The sequence below is a fragment of the Nocardia asteroides genome, from assembly GCA_019930625.1.
GTDB lineage: Bacteria > Actinomycetota > Actinomycetes > Mycobacteriales > Mycobacteriaceae > Nocardia > Nocardia sputi.
Window position 1 is genome coordinate 5,385,063 of sequence record CP082844.1, and the last position, 18,110, is coordinate 5,403,172.

At 65.6% G+C, this 18,110-nt stretch carries 16 protein-coding genes and 2 pseudogenes; 8 read left to right on the forward strand and 10 right to left on the reverse strand.

All coding sequences use genetic code 11. The features are described from left to right. Window positions 1-23: 23 nt before the first annotated feature. The 6 genes and pseudogenes from K8O92_24715 to K8O92_24740 all read left to right on the forward strand — a co-directional run bounded on the left by K8O92_24715 (window position 24) and on the right by K8O92_24740 (window position 5,454). Window positions 24-1,055, forward strand: coding sequence for an NADP-dependent oxidoreductase (locus K8O92_24715; protein UAK31034.1), 1,032 nt, complete (start codon window positions 24-26; stop codon window positions 1,053-1,055). Window positions 1,056-1,386: 331 nt separating this feature from the next. Continuing rightward, window positions 1,387-1,770 (forward strand): DUF488 family protein, encoded by a 384-nt coding sequence (locus tag K8O92_24720; protein UAK35929.1) that lies wholly within the window; start codon window positions 1,387-1,389, stop codon window positions 1,768-1,770. A 151-nt stretch (window positions 1,771-1,921) separates the two neighbouring features. Further along, window positions 1,922-3,445, forward strand: coding sequence for a helix-turn-helix domain-containing protein (locus K8O92_24725; GenBank protein UAK31035.1), 1,524 nt, complete (start codon window positions 1,922-1,924; stop codon window positions 3,443-3,445). Window positions 3,446-3,665: 220 nt separating this feature from the next. Continuing rightward, entirely contained in the window at window positions 3,666-4,208 is a 543-nt protein-coding gene (locus tag K8O92_24730; protein UAK31036.1) for a CBS domain-containing protein, read from the forward strand. Between the two features lie 271 nt (window positions 4,209-4,479). Beyond that, a complete protein-coding gene (locus K8O92_24735) occupies window positions 4,480-4,935 on the forward strand; it encodes a hypothetical protein (protein ID UAK31037.1) in 456 nt (151 codons plus the stop codon). A gap of 6 nt (window positions 4,936-4,941) precedes the next feature. After that, window positions 4,942-5,454 (forward strand): annotated as a pseudogene (locus tag K8O92_24740) (peptidase S15). 14 nt (window positions 5,455-5,468) lie between these two features. Here K8O92_24740 and K8O92_24745 read toward each other — a convergent pair. The 3 genes from K8O92_24745 to K8O92_24755 all read right to left on the reverse strand — a co-directional run bounded on the left by K8O92_24745 (window position 5,469) and on the right by K8O92_24755 (window position 7,731). Next, window positions 5,469-6,170, reverse strand: a complete 702-nt coding sequence (locus K8O92_24745; GenBank protein UAK31038.1) for an alpha/beta hydrolase — start codon at window positions 6,168-6,170, stop codon at window positions 5,469-5,471. A 109-nt stretch (window positions 6,171-6,279) separates the two neighbouring features. Continuing rightward, complete coding sequence (locus tag K8O92_24750; protein ID UAK31039.1) at window positions 6,280-6,906, reverse strand: hypothetical protein; 627 nt, start codon at window positions 6,904-6,906, stop codon at window positions 6,280-6,282. Window positions 6,907-7,263: 357 nt separating this feature from the next. Continuing rightward, window positions 7,264-7,731 carry a VOC family protein gene (locus K8O92_24755; GenBank protein ID UAK31040.1) on the reverse strand — a complete coding sequence of 156 codons (468 nt, stop codon included), beginning with the start codon at window positions 7,729-7,731 and terminating at the stop codon, window positions 7,264-7,266. Window positions 7,732-7,842: 111 nt separating this feature from the next. On the opposite strand from K8O92_24755, the gene K8O92_24760 reads away from it, so the two are divergent. Next, window positions 7,843-8,841: a WYL domain-containing protein gene (locus K8O92_24760; protein UAK31041.1), complete on the forward strand. Its 999-nt coding sequence runs from the start codon at window positions 7,843-7,845 to the stop codon at window positions 8,839-8,841. A 26-nt stretch (window positions 8,842-8,867) separates the two neighbouring features. On the opposite strand, the gene K8O92_24765 is transcribed toward K8O92_24760, so the two are convergent. The 7 genes and pseudogenes from K8O92_24765 to K8O92_24795 form a co-directional block, all read right to left on the reverse strand. Then, window positions 8,868-9,230 carry a methyltransferase domain-containing protein gene (locus tag K8O92_24765; GenBank protein ID UAK31042.1) on the reverse strand — a complete coding sequence of 121 codons (363 nt, stop codon included), beginning with the start codon at window positions 9,228-9,230 and terminating at the stop codon, window positions 8,868-8,870. Between the two features lie 80 nt (window positions 9,231-9,310). Beyond that, entirely contained in the window at window positions 9,311-10,600 is a 1,290-nt protein-coding gene (locus tag K8O92_24770; protein UAK31043.1) for a cytochrome P450, read from the reverse strand. A gap of 445 nt (window positions 10,601-11,045) precedes the next feature. Beyond that, window positions 11,046-11,928 (reverse strand): annotated as a pseudogene (locus K8O92_24775) (IS5 family transposase). A gap of 72 nt (window positions 11,929-12,000) precedes the next feature. Further along, entirely contained in the window at window positions 12,001-12,648 is a 648-nt protein-coding gene (locus K8O92_24780) for a hypothetical protein (GenBank protein UAK31044.1), read from the reverse strand. Between the two features lie 54 nt (window positions 12,649-12,702). After that, window positions 12,703-14,193, reverse strand: a complete 1,491-nt coding sequence (locus K8O92_24785; protein UAK31045.1) for an FAD-dependent oxidoreductase — start codon at window positions 14,191-14,193, stop codon at window positions 12,703-12,705. A gap of 382 nt (window positions 14,194-14,575) precedes the next feature. Beyond that, window positions 14,576-15,685, reverse strand: coding sequence for a hypothetical protein (locus tag K8O92_24790; GenBank protein UAK31046.1), 1,110 nt, complete (start codon window positions 15,683-15,685; stop codon window positions 14,576-14,578). 561 nt (window positions 15,686-16,246) lie between these two features. Further along, complete coding sequence (locus K8O92_24795; GenBank protein ID UAK31047.1) at window positions 16,247-16,489, reverse strand: hypothetical protein; 243 nt, start codon at window positions 16,487-16,489, stop codon at window positions 16,247-16,249. Window positions 16,490-17,523: 1,034 nt separating this feature from the next. Between K8O92_24795 and K8O92_24800 the strand changes: the two genes are divergently transcribed. Beyond that, window positions 17,524-17,955: a DoxX family protein gene (locus K8O92_24800; GenBank protein ID UAK31048.1), complete on the forward strand. Its 432-nt coding sequence runs from the start codon at window positions 17,524-17,526 to the stop codon at window positions 17,953-17,955. The last annotated feature ends 155 nt before the right edge of the window (window positions 17,956-18,110 follow it).

Below are 18,110 nucleotides of genomic sequence, written 5' to 3' on the forward strand. Positions count from 1 at the left end.
GCGTGGACTGGCACACTCGGATCATGGCTTCCTCCGTCGACATCGAACTCGACAACCGCCAATGGGTACTGCGCCGCCGACCCGTAGGCATGGTGGGCGACAACGACTTCGAGCTGCTGCGATCACCTGTTCCCGAGCTCGGCCCATCGGACGCGCTCGTGCGGGTCCATTGGCTCGGCATCGACCCGACGCAGCGGAGCTGGCTCAACGACGGCGAGAATTACATCGATCCCGTGCCGCTCGACACGGTGATGCGCGGCAGCGGCGTAGGCGAGGTCGTCGCGTCGAACAACCCGGACTACCCGGTCGGGACCTGGGTCGCGGGGATGGTCGGCTGGCAGAACTACGTTCTGGCCTCGGAACAAGGGCTCTTCGGGTTGAACATCGTGCCCGACGGCGTCGATCCCAAGCTGATGTTGAGCCTGTTCGGGGTGAACGGATTGACCGCCTACTTCGGCATGATCGATATCGGCCGTGCAGGCGAGGGCGACACGGTGGTGGTCACAGCCGCAGCGGGCGCCACCGGCTCCGTCGCCGGCCAGATCGCGAAAGCATTGGGCTGCAGGGTGATCGGAATCGCGGGCGGGCCGGACAAGTGCGCGTGGCTCACCGAACAGGCAGGCCTCGACGTCGCCATCGACTACAAAAACGAGGACGTGCGCGTACGCCTGGCGGCGGCCGCTCCCGAAGGAATCGATGTGTTCTTCGACAGCGTGGGTGGCCCCATCCTGGATGACGGGCTGATGAATCTCGCGATGAACGCTCGCGTGGTGCTGTGCGGTGGTATCGCCACGGGTTACACCGCGCACCTTCCCGCGACCGGACCATGTAATTACCTTGCGCTGACGGTGAAGCGTGCTCGCATGGAAGGGTTCATCTTCCTCGACTACCTCGATCGCTTTCCCGAGGCATTCGGCAAGCTGTCCGGCTGGCACGCCGAGGGCAAGATCGTCATCGCCGAGAGTGTCGTCGAGGGCCTCGAATCCGCACCGTCGGCCCTGCGTGGCCTGTTTCAGGGAACCAACATCGGCAAGCAACTCGTGCGGGTCCGGTGACACCGGAGAACGGGCGGTCATCGCCCGCCCGCCGCCGGGCGACTCAGCCCGACATCGCGGACAGCAGGATCGCGATCCCGTAGGCAGCGCCCATGCCGAATCCGAGGCGGGCCCGGCGGGAGAACATGTTCGTAATGGCCGAAGCTCCGCCGACCGGCCAAGCGTCCACCTTCAGCTCCCACAGGTTTCCGCTCGTCGGTTGACACAGTCGAATACGCGATCTCACCGGTCCAGGTCCCACATCAGGCGTAGCGTTCGACATGTGGCAAGGCCCCGGACCGGCCGCGGGGCTGTCCCACGCAGGAAAGCAGCGATGAACCGGGAGTCGATGATGACGACTCGACGCACTGTGCAAATCCGCAGAATCTATGACGACCCAACCGCGCAGGACGGCACGCGCGTGCTCGTGGACCGGCTCTGGCCCCGCGGTGTCAGCAAAACCAGAGCCCATCTCGACGAGTGGTGTAAACAGATCGCTCCCTCCACCGAACTGCGCAGGTGGTACGGCCACGAGGCGGAACGCTTCGATGAATTCGCCCGCCGCTACCGCGACGAACTGACCCAACCCGACCGCGCCGCCGCTCTCACACACCTGCGCGAACTGGCCGACCAAAGCAAACTCACGCTGCTCACAGGCACCAAGAACACCGACATCAGCGAAGCGGCCGTACTCGCCGAACTCGTCGAACAACCGAACAGATCGCCCGAAAAGTGACCCACCACTACAAAAGCCGCCGACACCGGCTCGCGCCGGTGTTCATCCCGACGCACCGGTCGGCCGGTCCGGTTTCCTCGTCCACGACCTGCTGCCGACCGCGTCGGGCGCTCGATCGCGCTGCGCCCGCGGTTCCGCATCGGAGCGGCTCATGGTGACATTGGACCGGTTGGCCAACATACTGGGTGGTTATGGAATTCGCCTGCGATTGGGTTCGGTTCCCCGGTCCACCCCATTGCGCAGCGTGGTGATCCACGGCGCCGATCACGACCCCACGGAAATCGGCGATGTGCTGTTGGGCATCGGAGCCCGCTCGATGTCGGAGGTGGTGGCCTGGGCAGTGTCGGCGCGGGCTGTTGTCGCGCTCATCCGTGGGGGTGAGGAGGCCGAGGCCGAGCCGGAGATCAACGGTGTGGCGGTGATGGTGGTCGACCCTGCGGTGGACTGGAGCGAGGTGGCTGCGGTGGTCTACGGGTTGGTGCTGGAAGGACGCGAGACCGAGGCCGGTCGCGGCCCGACCGATTTGTTCGCCTTGGCCGACAGTCTCGCCGACGCCGTCGGAGGTGCGGTCACGATCGAGGATCGCCTGTCTCGGGTGCTGGCATATTCCAGGCCGCAGCAGCACCTCGACCCGGCACGGGTAGAGACGATTCTGGGCCGGGAGATGCCGTCGTGGTTACGGTCGGTGTTCGATGCGCGCGGTGTCTTCGTACATTTGGCGACCTCGGAGGAACCGTTGTTCGTCCCCGCGCAGGCAGAGCGTGGGGTGACGGGGCGGATGGTCGTGGCCGTGCGTGTGGGACGGCAACTGCTGGGGTCGGTCTGGGTGTCGTGCCCGGCACCGTTGCACGGGGCTCGACGCAGGGCCTTGGCCGACGGCGCGCGGACGGTGGCCCTGCACCTGTTGCGGTCGCGGGCCAGCGCGGACCTGGAACGTCAGGTGGAATCCGACCTCGTGATCCGTTTGCTGGAGGGCGACGCGGACGCGACGACAGTGGCCAGCAGGCTGGGGTTGGCGCCGGAGGGTTTGCGGGTGATCGCGCTGCGGGCTCGGATCGCGGAGGAACAGCACGCCGCGCTGCTGTTGATCTTCGAGCGAGCGACAACCGGATTCGGCTGGTCCCGGTCCAGCCGCAGCGCCCTGGTCGGCGACACCATCTACACCGTGCTGCCCGCCGACCAGGCGGACACGGTACGCCACTGGATAAGCGAGCTGCAGGTTGCACTGCCGGCGCAGATGACGGTGTCGGCCGGAATCAGCGGTGTCGCCCGCGCCACGGAGTTGGCGTCGGCGCGTCAAGAGGCCGACGAATGCCTGGCGCTGCACGAGACCCACTCTGCGGCTGCGACACCTCCTGCCTATGACGAGTCGTGGGACGAAATTCTGCTCCAACGGCTGCGCACCGCAGGGCTTTCTGGACGGACCCCCGCACGGGGGCCGGTGTCGGAGTTGCGGCGCCATGACAGCACGAACTCCACCCAGTATGTGCCAACGCTGCGCGCGTGGTTGCAGGCGCAGGGCGACCCCACCGAGGCGGGCGCGCACCTCGGGGTGCACGAGAACACCGTCCGTAACCGGCTGCGCAAGATGGCAGAGGTGACCAATCTCGACTTGGACGACCCCCGCAAACGACTCGCCATGATGATCGAGCTCGCCGTCACCGACAACGACTGACCGGGCTGTGCCATCGCCACAAATCCCGACGCCTCGATTGTCGAATCCGCTCAACCGATCGCCGCGACAGTCACGTCATCATGGAGTTGCCCAGAAATCGCAGGTAGGAGCAGTGAGACAAGGACAGGCCAGCGAAGGATCTGCCCTCTTGCGTCGATCCGGTACCTAGTTAGTTGAACGGAGCGGAACCGAAGTGAGGAACACGCAGGTATGCGAGGTCATGCAAAGACCCATCATCACCGTCCGGCACGACAACACCGCATGCGAGGCGGCGCTGCTGCTCGCCGAACTGGGCTACGCGGCGCTGCCCGTTCTCGACCAAGACGATCGCCTCACCGGGGTACTCACCAGCGGTGACCTCCTGCGGGCCGGTGAACTCGACGACACGGTCGATGAAGTCATGACCACACCAGCGGTCTCGGTCCCCGCCACCGCGGCACTGGCCGAGGTCATGAGCAGGCTTGTCACGCGCGGACTGCGCAGTCTGCCCGTCATCGATGCCGACGGCCGCGTGGTCGGTATGTTCAGCCGTGGCGACGCGTTGCGAATCATGCTCACCCCCGACGACGCACTCACGGCCGGTGCACAGAACCTCCTCGATCAATACACCGGCGCACGACGGTGGCATGTCACCGTCCACGGAGGCGACGCCAGCATCTCCGGCCGGTTCGCCGACGAACCCGAACGGCGCATCGCCATCGCCCTGACCCGCACTGTCCCCGGCACCCGCACCGCGACCATCGCGACCACGCCTGTGCACTGATCGAGTCGACCGCAATCCACGGGCTGTCGCACTTACCTGCTGGTGTACTGGCGAAACGCCCGAGTAAACGAGTGGGGAAATCGGACAAGTAGCACAGCCAGGATTGTCTCAGACGGACAAGCGCGGCTGTTCCACGTAAACGATCCTGGCCTTGTCGGCGATTATTCGGATGGCATGGAGGTGGTCGTACAGGGGCCGCTGGCAGGGCGGCCCATCCCTTCTCACCTGACCGCATCTCGAACCATTCCAACCACCAACCCTGGAGATCAGGATGACCCGTGCACACCCCGTCTCACCCGCACGCCTTACCGACCACCTACCCGCACTACGAGCCGCACTGAACCAGCAACGCCGCTTCCGCCTGCAGCAGCTGGCCGAACTCGAAGCCGAAATCGACCGCGCCGCCACGCCCACCAACGCGGCTGATACGGCCAGGCATGAGGTCACTACCGAATTGGCCGCGGCTGCACGACAAGCTTTGGCCGATATCGATGAAACCCTTACGCTCATCGCCACAGGCCGTTACGGTCGCTGCCGCGGCTGCCACGCCGAGATCCCGATCCACCTGCTGCAGACCATCCCCACTTCACAGTGGTGCCTGAATTGCCGACAGCATCTGCCTGCCTTCGCCGGTTCTCGCCCGATGCGCGGACAGCGGCCTCGCGCAGCCTCCCGAACACCGCGACGCGACCTGTCGGCCGAACGGGAAACCATCGCAGGCGGTTGACATGACCTGCTGACCATTACGACCGGTCGCAGCGCGTTGACCTTGCCGCACCGGCCGCCGCCCCGCGAGGACGATGACCGGCTGCGCCCGTTCGATCCGCCCGAAGCCGCGCCCGAGGCGCCCGCCACGCATATCGAACCCGGTAAACACCACTGGAAGGTCGAACGGGATCTGGCGAGCGGTGTATCGACCCTCGAGATCGAGAACGACCAGGGCACCATCTCGCTCGACGACACCGGCACCATCGTGCGTCGCGCCACTACCGAATGGTTCAGCTTCCGTGGCAACGACGTCACCTCGGTCCGGGGCGAGACCCGCACGCTACGCAGGCTGGAGCGCGACGATTGGCGCACCGAAGTCACCACCCATACCGTATTACGTTGCACCCCTGAAGAATTCGTGCTCGACGCCCAGCTCGACGCGTACGAACTCGAATATCCGCAGGCCGACCCCCGGACGGTTCGCAAGCGGGTGTACTCCCAGAACTGGCAGCGACGGAGTCCTCGAGACTTCGTCTGATGCGGTGCGTGGCTTCACATATCCTCTCTGCGGGTGTGCGACGAGCGCCGATTACGAGGCACTGGAAGAACCTGCACCAGATAGTCGGCCAGCTCGTCCGGGCGCGACAACATCACCATGTGGCTACCGGGCATCTCGTCCGGGGTGATGCCCAGCCGCTCCTTCACGTGGCGGCGCGCGAAGTCGGGGGTGAAGAAACGGTCGTCGCGGCAGAGCAGGTATCTCGTCGGAATGTCCGGCCAGGCGGACAACGGCCATGGCTCTCGCCCCGCTCGGTCCATGCTGATCTTCTCCGCGAGCGCGCCGTCGTGGGTCAGGACCCGCTGGGCCAGTTCGCGAGGGACATCGTGAAAGTAGAGCTCGTAGTCGTCATCGCTGCCGGACGATGGTTTGCCGCTGCGTTCCCACCAGGCGTCCGGCATCTCGCCCGGGCTCGGAATCATGGCGGTCACCAGCACAAGCGCGGCGGCTCCGGCGCGCACGCCGACCAGGGGACCGACGAAACCGCCCCAGGAGTGGGCCACCACCACGAGAGGCCGGCGTCCGCCGGTTACCTGGACGACGGCGTCGGCGTAGTCCCAGAGCCCGGCCTGGGGGTCGGACATCGGCAGATCCACCGCGACCGCGTCGTGCCCGCGGTTGCGGAGTTCTGCTTCGAGCAGATGCCAGTCGAAAGCGCTCCCGCCGGCACCGTGGATGAGAGCGAAAGCTGTCATGACGGTTATGACTGCCGGAAGCGCGGGAACTCGTCGGTGCGCGCAGGCACCCCGTGAGCGAGCAGAGCGAGGACCTGTTGCGCCCGGGACGGGTTTGTTCAGCCGCCGTCTAACCTGGGCTTGTTCGGCCACGACCCCGCTGCGGCATCGGCCCGGGTTTCTCGAGTCCTGGCGCGTCGGCTATGCGGCGCTGACTGTCTGTTACGGCGGCGGCTCTAGCATCGGCTTCGCGTCGCGTGAAGGCGATATCGCGGGCGCTACGCACCGACAATCGGCCGAGTGAGGTCGCCGCGAAGAACAGGATCAGCGCACCGAGACCGTGGAAATAGGTCAGTTGGAGTACGGCGCGCTTCAGGTCGGAGGTGGCGACAGGGTCACCGACATCCCCGATGCGCAGCGGCTCAGCAAGGACGGGCCCGATCACGAACCACACGCCCGCCGCCACTGCCAGCCACCCGCCGAAACTCGCCACGATACGGTTGCGGCTTACCAACATGAGCAATCCGCCGATGATCGCGGCGACGCCAGGCAGTACTTGGAGCCACCCTCGCGCCGACGTCCACACCCATGGCTCGTCCGGAGTGAACGCGAAATCGAAGTAGGGGCCGAGGAACGGGATCAGCGCACCCCAGACGCCCAGGAGCAGCACCGCGAGCCCGCCGAGGGCTCCCCGGCTACGTGGAATTCGGACCGGGTGGCCGCGGCCTGCGGAAACATTGTCGTCGACGTCCCTCATGACGCCTCCATTCGTCGAAGTAGGTGCTTATACCGCCTACCCTTTGTCCACCGCGATACGCACGAAAGCGCGCAGGGGTCCACAGCTGGCCTCCGGTGATCGGAGGTGGTGCGGGCGCGGAAGAACGCCTGGGTCGAATTGATCCTGCGCATCCGGCCGCATTCTGTGGTGACCGTGCCGCTGTCGGCGTTTCATTCGATACACCTGTGTTCGAACGTCATCCGGCGGCCGCCGAACACTTCATTTCCGTCGAGGTGAGAAATTCGCTGGCCATCACAGGGCACTCTCTTCACAACGGGATGAGGGGCACGGTGCGACCGGATTCGGTCGCACCGCGGAGAAGTCGGTGAGGGGGAGTCAGGCCTGCGCGTACTCAGCCGTGACGTCGAGGATCCAGGTGATACCGAAGCGATCGCGCAGCATCCCGAAGGCGGGTGCCCACTGGGCCGGGCCGAACTCCTCGATAACCGTGGCGCCGTCCGCAAGGCGTTCCCACAGTGCGCCGACCTCCTCGACGGTCTCGCCGCGAACGGACAGGAAGAACGGCTCCTCGGTGATGGTGGTGCCGTTCTCGCGGCGGGTGGCGGGCACGCCGAGGGCGGTTGGAGCGTGCTCGCCGGGCACGTCGTAGGCCATGACCCGGAAGCCGTTGTCGGCGACGACCTGGCCGAAGACCACTTTGCCTGCGTCGGGCGAGTCGGTGGGCATCCCGAAGTCCGCATAAGTGGCGAGAGTGGTCTGCCCGCCGAACACCGACTGGTAGAACTCCAGAGCAGCACGGGCCAGCCCGTGGAAGTTCAGGTGGGCAACAGCGTTTACCGACATGGTGATCCGTCCTTCGCAAGGGATTCCGTCACCGGCGACTTCCGGCGACGAGAGCAACGTTGTCACCAGTACCGGCCAGGGAACGTCCGCTATTCATGGCAGTCTGGCCACATGCCGACCGCCTCCTCGACGGTGACCTCCCGCCGCCTGCTCTCGCTGCTGTCTTTGCTCCAGGTCCGCCGCGATTGGCCGGGCAGTCTGCTGGCCGAGAGGCTGGGCGTCAGTGAACGTACGGTGCGTCGCGATGTCGATCGCTTGCGCGAGATCGGTTACCCCGTCCGGGCGGTCAAGGGGCCCGACGGTGGTTACCGTCTCGCGGCGGGCAGCGAACTGCCGCCGCTATTGTTCGACGACGAGCAAGCGGTCGCGCTCGCCGTGGCGTTGCGCAACGCGGCCGCGACCGGCGCGGGCATCGAAGAGGCAGCCGCACGAGCGCTGGCGACCGTACGCCAGCTGCTGCCTTCCCGCTTGCGGCAGCGCGTCGATGCCCTCGAGATCACGGTGGGCGAATCGGCCGGGCCCGCGGCCGCTCCCCGGGTCGACACCCAGGTGCTGCTCGCGTTGAGTGCCGCTGTCCGCTCCCGAGAGGAGGTGCGGTTCGACTACCGGTCACCGACACAGCCGGATGACACCGGTCCGCGGGCCCCCCGCCGAATCCAACCACACCACCTGGTGGTCCGCAGTCTGCGCTGGTACCTCATCGGATGGGCCTCAGAACGTGGGGAGTGGCGGGTCTACCGCGTCGACCGGATGACACTTCGGGTGCCCAACGGGCCGCGGTTCGCGCCCCGGCCGGTGCCCGGCGGCGATATCGCCGCGTTCTTGTCCGCGCGGTTCAAAGGCTCCGACAGTGCGAATACCTGGCCATGCCGCGGCGAGGTTGTCCTCGACCTCCCCATCGCACAGGTGGCCCCGTTCGCCGGCGACGGTGTCGTCGAGGAACTCGGCCCTGCCCGAACCAGGCTGCTGCTCGGTTCCTGGTCCTGGCCCGCGCTCGCGGCGACAGTAGCGCGCTTCGGCACCGAGATCGAGGTCGTCGGCCCGGATCGACTGCGTGACGCATTCACCGATCTATCCCGTCGCGCAGGCCGTGCCGCAGGTCTGGGCTGACTCTACGTGAGCCTGCCCGGTTCTACTCATCGGTCCGGCACCGGGGCCGTCCCGGTGCCGCAGAGAACGCGTGACCGAGGGTGTCCAGGTCGTGTGCGCCGGGTGGTGACATGATCTTCCAAGCCACGGTGCTTGGCCGCGGCGCGTGCTTCGGCGAGGGACCGGTCGGAGGTGTCGGCGATCGTGACGTGATGTCCCTGGGCGGCGAGTTCGAGCGCGTCGAGGCCGTTGCCGCCGCCCGCGTCGAGGATCTCCAGCGCGCCAGCGGGTAGATGGGCGGTCAGGTTGACGGCTGCGGTTGTATACCGCAGCCGACCCCACGGACTAACTTGCCACCGCTGGAACTCGCCGAACTTGTCGTCGAACAGATGCGAATGTGACTCACTCACCACGCCCCACCTGGCCTTGACGCACTCTTGTACGGGTGCTCGAGCGCGCACTCCATGCCAACCATGCGGTTCGACACTTCCTACACATAGGTCAGCGGCGGGGACTTCGGGAAAACGACCGGCATTGCCGTCATCGCGCGGTGGAACGGACCCGGCCGCCAGACCAGCTGGTCGGCAGGCACCGCGAGTTCCATTTCGGGGAGGGCGTCGAGCAGTTGGTCGATAGCGTTCTGGACAGTCGGGTAGGCGATGGATTTAGCAGGGCAGGCGTGCGGGCCGGTACTCCATGCCAGATGCGAGCGATTGCCGATGCGGCTGCTGCCGGGCTCGTCGGTCCCGTGGATGTCGGGGTCGTTGTTGCACGCGGCGAGACTGATGACGACCGGCTGGTCTGCCGGCAGCCAGACATCGTCGATCATGATCGGCTGCCGCGGGTAGGTGGTGCAGAAGTTCGCCATCGGCGGGTCGTTGAACAGGACCTCGTCGAGGGCGTCGGTGGTGGACAGGTTTCGGCCGAGGACGTCGCCGAAGCGGAACCGGTCGTCGGTGATCATCAGCAGCAGGGTGTTGGTGATCAGGTTGCGCTGCGCTTCGAAGCCCGCGCCGTAGAAGCTCATCAGTTGGGCGAAGATCTCCACGTCGTTGAGGTCGGCCGGATGATGTGCCAGCCGCGAGGTGGCGTCGTCGCCGGGCTGGCGCCGTTTGAGCTGTATCAGCTCCATCAGGGCCTCTTTGACCATCTTCATGCCCTGGGCGGGGTTGACCGTATCGAAGCGCGCGGCCATGCCGGTCGCGACCCGCTGCCCGATCTCGGTGGGGCAGCCGACCATGTCGTTGAGGATCCCGAGGACGAGGGGAAAAGCGTATTGGGACACCAGGTCGGCGGAACCGGCCTCGCAGAAGGTGTTGATCAGCGGGATGGCGAGTTTCTCGACAGTGGGACGCAGCCCGTGGGTGTCGATCCCGTCGATGCTCGAGACGGATGCCTGCCGATAGCGGATATGCGCGTCTCCGGTGTTGTATCGCGCTGCCGGGTACCACTCCATCATCGGCCGGACCGGAGAGTTGTCCGGAATGGTTTTCTGCCAGGTTCGTGGATCAGCGGGAAAGTGATCCGGGTCGTTGAGGATCCGCACCGCCGTCCGATACGCGATCACCAACGTCGCGGGCACACCCGGTGCCAGCTCGACGGGAACGAGCGAACCGTACTGACGACGCATCTGGCGGTAAGCGCGATGCGGGTCGGCGACGAACTGCGGGGTATACAGCGGAACTCGGCGGTCATCGCTGCCGGCGGAGCCGTGCTGGACGGGGCACGTTCCGGTCGATGCGGTATGCGGTGCGGATGTCGGGAACTGTGGTGTGGTCAAAGACGTGACTCCAGATGATGGACAGGATTTCGACGAGAGTGATCGATGAGCGCGGACTCGTGCCTCGATGAGGTGTAACGAGGAAGGTCAGAGTGTGCCGGGTGCCAGGTCTGGCGCCGTGCCCCACCAGACCGCTCCAGGGTTCCGTCGTAGGCGACTGTTCGTACGCCGGTGTGTCGGCGGCCGACCGGTACTGTTTCGAGTAGCCCACGGCAGACCGCGACGGCGCTGAGCGCTGTGCTGGGTCAGAACCATGAAAACACCACGGCGGTACCTTGATTCATCAGTCCTCTTGTCGTTGACGGGTTCGAAGCTACTACAGCCTTCCGCTACCTGCCGTCCAGCACCGGGCGACTCGCGCGCTGACCACGTTGCGCCGAGGATCGACTCTGCCGGGCCAGGGGAGCCCTGTGGCAGAGCCGGAGTGAGCCGCTAGGAAGTGTCCTCAAAGCCATATGAGCAGGGTGGCCAGGTCGAGCATGCCGCGGTAAGAGGTTGCGGTTTTGTCGTATCGGGTGGCGATGGCCCGATATTGCTTGAGCCGGTTGAAGCAACGCTCGACCACGTTGCGGCGCCGGTAAGCGACCGGGTCGAAACTCGGCGGGCGACCACCAGCCGGGCCGCGACGACGGCGGTGGGCCTGCTGATCGGCACGTTCGGGAATCGTCGCAGCGATCCCGCGTCTGCGCAGATGCTCCCGGATCGCTCGTGAAGAGTAGCCCTTGTCGGCCAGCACCCGACGTGGCCGTGTCCACGGCCGGCCCCGCCCGGGGCGTGGCATACGGATACCGGCCAGCACTCGAGTGAACACGGTGCAGTCGTTGATGTTGCCGCCGGTCAGCACGACCGACAACGGCCGCCCCAGCCCGTCACAGGCCAGGTGGATCTTCGTCGTCGGTCCACCACGGGAACGGCCGATCGCGTGGTCAGCGGGCTCGTCGCCTGCCTCGGGGTAGAACCCGGTCTCCGCCGGTATGGACCACCCGACCGCGGCGGGCACCGGCGGCGTGCTGATGCGCGCGCACGATCGTCGAGTCCACCGACACCTCCCGATCCAGCTCGGCGACCGCTTCGGCGACCACCCGAACCCGCGCCACCAGCAGCGCCAAGGTCCCGTTGCGCGACCACCGCCAGAACCGGTTGTAGACGGTCTTCCACGGCCCGTACCGCTGCGGCAGGTCCCGCCAAGCGATCCCGGTCTTGGCCTTGTACAACATGCCGTTGACCACCCGCCGGTCATCCACCCTGGGGCGGCCCCTGGCCCCCGACACCGGCAGCAACCCCGCCACGACCTGCCACTGCTCATCAGTCAACTCATGCCTGCGCACCACAACGCGACATCAAAACAGAACACCACCGGCCACAAAGCAGATCCGCCGCAGCAACTTTGAGGACACCCCCTAGTCGCGCTGCCGGAGGTCGGTAGGTTCGGATTCCACGCGTTCCGGCTCGTCGGCCCACCGCAGATCGCTGTCGGTGGTGTAGGAGTGGTCGGGTGGGATCACGTTGGGGTTGAACGATTCTCGTATGTAGCAGAGCGGCCGATCGGCCGTCACGATGGCGTATGCCTTCGCTGCACAGAGGCGGCCGTCCGGCCATCTCGTCAAGCCCGCCCGTAGTAGGTGACGCCGCTGGGGTATTCCACGAGAAATCAGGGCGTAACCGATCGGCGTGCGGACATCGCCAACTCCGTAGGCAGCCGCGGGCCCAGGGACGATCACGACATGGTTGGCGGATACGGCCACCATGTCGGAGTCGATCAGGCGCGAGCGGCGGACGATGACGCGGTCGGTCCCGGACACCTGCAATGCATCGGTGACGGTGGTGGGCAGCCTACTGGCCGCCATAGCCTCTTGACGGAGCACATGAACCTGGAGGTCCGTCCTGAGTATCGCCTCGAGGACCGGCATCGTGGAGCCGTCGCTGGCCAGCAGCATCCTGGTGAGCGGATGGCCGAACCGTCCGATCTCGGCCCTGTTGGTCCGGAAGCCCGAACCACCGGCCGTTGCATCGCCCGGTGGGTCGGGGAGGGATCGAATGATCGTCACAATCGTCGGCTCCGCGCAGCGATTCTCACTGGAGATCCGTGTCGAGAGCCGGGACTAAACCGGGGTGACGTCGGTGTCCTTCGGTGGAGTGAATGGGCGAGCTATGGCCTCCTGCTCCGCGGCGGTGCGGGGTTTGCTGGTCAATCCGAGTACCGGTTCGGTCGTGATACGCACCTCACCCATGACGGTGTCGGCCCCGAGCGGATCGCGCCAGATATTCCACACCGGAGACATATCCAAATGGCCCATGTATTTGATGTTCACCGCGGCTGCCTCGTCGTCGAGATGTTCGGCCTCGGTGACGATGGTGTCGGTATCGGTGCGTTGCTGTTCTCCCGCCGACTCGTCGACATCGGTGAGTCCGGCGATGATCCTGGTGAACGACTCCTGCGGGGTGTCGCCATCGTGCGCCTCGGTGAGGCTGCTGGCATGTGTGAAATATTCTTCGGACCCGACGTACTGCTCGTACATTCGCGAAACCAGGATCAGGAAGCGCCAGTACGCCCGGCGATAGGTGTAGTCGAAGAATCCGAGTGCCTCGGATTCGCTCATTTCCCCCCGCAAGGTGGTCGCAATGGCCGCGGATGCGGTCAGCGCTCCGTAGGTCGCCAAATGCACGCCGGTGGACAACAACGGATCGAGGAAGCACGCCGCGTCACCGACAATGGCGTAACCCGGACCGCAGAAGCGATCGGCGACGTAGGAGTAGTCTTGCTCCGCCCGGACGCTGTCGACCTGCTGGGCTCCCTCGAGCAACTCGCTGAGCTGGGCACTACCTCCGATGACATCGAGGTAGTACGACTCCAGTGATTCGTGTTCACGCCGCTTCTCAACGAACTGGCGCTTGGAAATCACATAGCCCACGCTGAAACGGCCGTCCGACAAAGGTATGTGCCAGATCCAGCCACCCTCGGGGGTGGATACGACGTTGATCGCGCCTTCCGGGCTGTCCGGATGCAGGCGGGCGCCGGTCCAGTAGGACCAGATCGCGGTGTTTCGGAATGCCTTGTGCTGCTTGCGCATATCGAAGTGCCGCTTGGCCAGCAAACCCGCTCGACCGGAGGCGTCGACGAGAAAATCGAATTCGGTTGTGCGGGTCTGGTCGTCATCGGGCCCGGTCCATTCGACGGCTGTCGGGCGGTCGCCGTCGAACAGGACGTTTGTCACAGTGGCCTGCTCGATTACCTCGGCGCCCTGTTTTGCCGCGTTGCGCAGCAGGATGTCGTCGAATGCCGCGCGGTCGACCTGCCATGACCAAGCGTCCGCGTCCACGAGCCTGGACCAGTCCAATAGCCAGGTATCGTTCTGCCACAGAAAGACTCCGCCCCGCTTCACCTGGAAACCGTGCGCGGCGACCTCGTCATAGGCGCCGGAAAGGCGCAGTGTCGACAAGCACGACGCAAGAAGGGACTCTCCGATGTGATACCGCGGGAAGCTCTCCTTTTCCAGAAGGGTTACGCGAATGCCAGCTCGCGCGAGCAGGGCTGCCGTGGTCGAACCGGCAGGGCCTCCACCTATTACCAGAACATGCGGATTGTACCCCATAGCAAACTCCCTGGAACTGCTGAGAACGGATAATGCGCCCGCGTCGGGAACTGGACCGACTCCGGGGGCCACGGCCGTAGGCAAACCCGGAGTAAGTGTTGCCGCTGGTTAGCCAGACCGGAGCGGAACACGATGTTTACTGTAGCAAAGGAGGTCGGGTCATGCGGTATGGAACGTGAAAACCGTTGTCAGCCGGGGCCTATGGTGCACGTGGGACGGCTTCCATCGCTCGCCCCACCATCGCGATGGTCAGAAGTTGCGATGGACGGGCGTCGAATACCGGTCTCGCGCAGGGTTTCGGGGCTCGGATGCGCTGGACTGATCGCTGCCGGAAGCGGGCGGGCTATCGAATGCGTTCCGCTGCATCCTATTCGAGCAACTTCTAGCGATGCATGTCGTCGGTGTCGGCTATCGCGACGGTGGTCGCGGCTGCCTTGTGCGCGGAGTCGACACTGCAACGGCCGAGCCCACAGGCGGTGGCGACACCGTAAGCGGTCCTCGCCGCGGCCTTCTCGAAGAGAGCAAGCGCGCCGGCGCTGTTCTCGGCGGAGTCCGGCGAAACGACACCGGCGATCAACCGCCAGGCCGGGTCGAGCTTGCGCAAGGGTGCGTAGAAGCGGGGGTCCAGCGGTGCCGGTTCGGCGCCGTATGCGCACGGAATGTGCACCGGGGGCAGTGGCGTCCCCTGTTTGCTAGATAGTCGCGCGGTCTGATTGAGCAGCTTCACCGCCGGTGCCAGCGTGCGCGGGCTCAACAGGCTTTTGTGCTGGTAGTCGCCGTAACACAGGTGCACGATGGTATCCGCCCCGATCTGGTGCATCCGGCCGAGGAAGCTGGCGAGCTGCCGCGCGACGAGCCAGCCGAGTGACCACTGCGCATGCATTTGCTCGGCTTTGACCATGCTCAACAGCGCGATGGGCGACTCCAGTTGCCAGAGAACATGCTCGCCGTGCCGTTCGATGACTTCGGTCATCTCTTGCAGCACCGCTTCGGTGAACACCGGCAGATGACGGAGCGCGTCGACGACGAGAGTGGAGCGCCGCAGAGCCTTCCCGACGGGCAACCCGGCGGACACGGCCGCGCCCGCGAATACGAACAAGGCGAGGTCCAGCGGGTTCGGCTGGCTTATCTGTACTTTCGTCGCGGCCAACTCCGGTCGGTCACGCTGCATCGATTCGAAAGCGGAGACGACTTCACCGATCCGCCCGACCCGGTCCATCGACACATGTCGCGGCTCCAACGTGTGGCCGGAACGTAGGCCATAGCTGGGGAAGTCGCTGTAGTCGGTGTAGTCACCCGAGTGGACGACTTCGAAGACCTCATGTTTCCCGCGCGCAATCAGATACTCGAGGATCCAGTCCGGGTCGAGGTCACAGGGCACCGCGGTGACGGGCCGGTCCTCGCTCCGGTCGGCGAACCATTGCAGCACGGCGCGATCGCCGGTCATCAGTTCCGCGGGCAGGCTGCCGACATAATGCGCGTATCTGGTCATCCGTGGCCCTTCCGATCACTGTCCGATAGTTGTGCAGCCTACCCAACCAGCCACGGTCGCCATGCCCAAAGCTGATGCCACGCAGCGTGTCTCGATCAACGCCCTGCGGCAATGCTGCGGCATCTGATGGGCGCGGTCGGTCAGCAGGGTGCGGAGCCCGAGGAACCGGACGGTTCGAAGTTGCCTAGCGCCGCGTCCAGGATGCTGAACCGTGGTGGGGCTGATGCTCGGCATCCAGTCGCTTCCGCTTCTATATCTCCGCCGCAGAAAAAGTCGCCTTTCCACTCATCGGCGCACTCGTCACGGTGACCCTTCTCACGGCAACAGCCCTCGGCACGAACAGGTCGGCCCGCCGCGCACGGCTCGGATTCGGCATGGGCGCACTCGTGTACGGGATTCGCGATCCTGCTGTCCGCGATGTTGGGCTGAGCCACCCGGCTGCTGTGGAGCGATAACCGCTGCGCACGATCTGTCGAAGGAAGTTTCGGGCGTCTTCCTGCCTTGTTTTCGTACGAGGTCGACACGAGCCGAGGGATCCTGGCCGCGGACCAGTGCCTATATTTACCGATCGAAGCGATTTTCGTGGCGCGGCTGAAAGAGGCCGAGCTGATCATGGCGGCCGGTGATCTGGATCACCGCTGCGAACACTGTCGGGTTCACCTTCGGTGCTTGATCTCGCGCCTGCACTATTCCCGATTCGGCGCGGTTTGGCCATGCGCCGGATTCCGACGGCCGGAGCATCGCCACCGGCTCGTTTCCGCCGCAACGCGTCGAGATCGACGACATTCTCATCTGGCTCGGCACTGCCCGGATCGTCCTCGGGGACGGCGCGGTGCACCGCGCCAGGGTGGACCGGCCACCACCCGGTCTCCCGCTGCAGTTCCGATCGCAGGACAGGCTTGGTCGGTGCAGGGTCATAGACGGAGCCGCCTTCCGAACGCCAGGTCTTGTGAGGGCGCTCGCCGGCCTCTTCCGTCACACGCCGCGGGCGACGCGGCAGCCGGGTGACCTTCGACGTGCCGTCTCCTGACCCCGGGGTCTCGACAGCGTTCATGCCTTCTTCCAGCTTCCTGCGTATCCGTTTCATCGCGTCGAACTCTTCCCGCCGGGCTCTGGCAAGGATTCCCGTCCTGGCACGTCCCGCTCCGACATCAAGCTACTAGCCGATGAAGGACACCGCACCCGTCGGCACCACGAACCGCTGGCCGAGCTGATGTCTGATCCCATTGTTGATTGCGTCGCTCGCTCGCATTCTGCCTCAGTGGGTGACCAGTGAGCACCGGAGCCAGGCCCGCGCCGTCGCGAGACTCGATGCAGTGTCCTCATCCGTAGACGGGCAGGGCGGATTGAAATGACCTCACGCGGCGACGGTGAACAGGGTCAGCTCATGCGGATGCTGTGATGCGGCGGCGCGAAGTTCGGCACGTTCACCGATCGCGCAGGCCGGTCCGATCCCTTGGGCGGCCGATTGCGGCGACAGCAGTCAGCGGCGGCAGTGGGTGACCAGCCTCACCCTGGGCCGGTCATCGGTGGCGGCCATTCGTTCTCCTCCAGCCAGGCAGGCTCTCTGTCGGCCGAGTGTGGCTAGCCAGACCGGCACCGACCAGTGTGTCGACCGAGGATATGCGAATGGCCTCACCCACATCGGTAGGTAAGGTCGTGCGGCTCGTGCGCGGATCAGCGCAGCGTCTGGGTGATAGGGATCTCCCGGATCGAGCCGGGGACCGTTCAGCGGTTCCGAAAAAATCCTCGCGGACAGCGATGAGTCCTCCGACGGTGCTCCGTCCTATCTGTTGAACGTGCTACCAACCCGGCGCGACCGACCAGAAGGACCAGAAATGACCACCGCCAACTCCGCCACCTTCTCCGACGACGTCACCGACCGTCCCGGCAAGATCCGCAACCGCGTCCTGTGGACTCTGCAGATCCTGCTCGGCCTGTTCTTCATCATCGCCTCCGGCGGACCGAAGCTCGTTATACCGAACACCCTGACAGAAAACGCCCCCGAGAATCTGACCATCCCCCTCGGGCTGCTCATATTCATCGGAGTCGTGGAGGTCGCCGGCGGTATCGGGCTGATGGTGCCACGGCTGTGCGCCCTGGCCGCCGCGGGTCTGTCCGTTCTCACCGTGCTCGCCGCCGGGACGCAGGCTTTCATCGCCGACAAGCCCTCGATGGCGATCTTCCCGCTGGTGCTCGCCGCGATCTTCGCCTGGATCGCCTACCAGCGCCGCGCCACCATTACCGATCTGCGTAACTCGCTGTCGTGATGATGAATCCATGAGAACGACCGGCGATCGGTGGCACACCCACCGATCGCCGCTCGTGCGTTCTCGGATCGATCGCCCGTCGGGTTGGCGGCGATCGATCCAGCGGCCATCTGGTCCGCGGCGCCCCGGCCCGGCGCCGCACCAGGTGGCCGTCG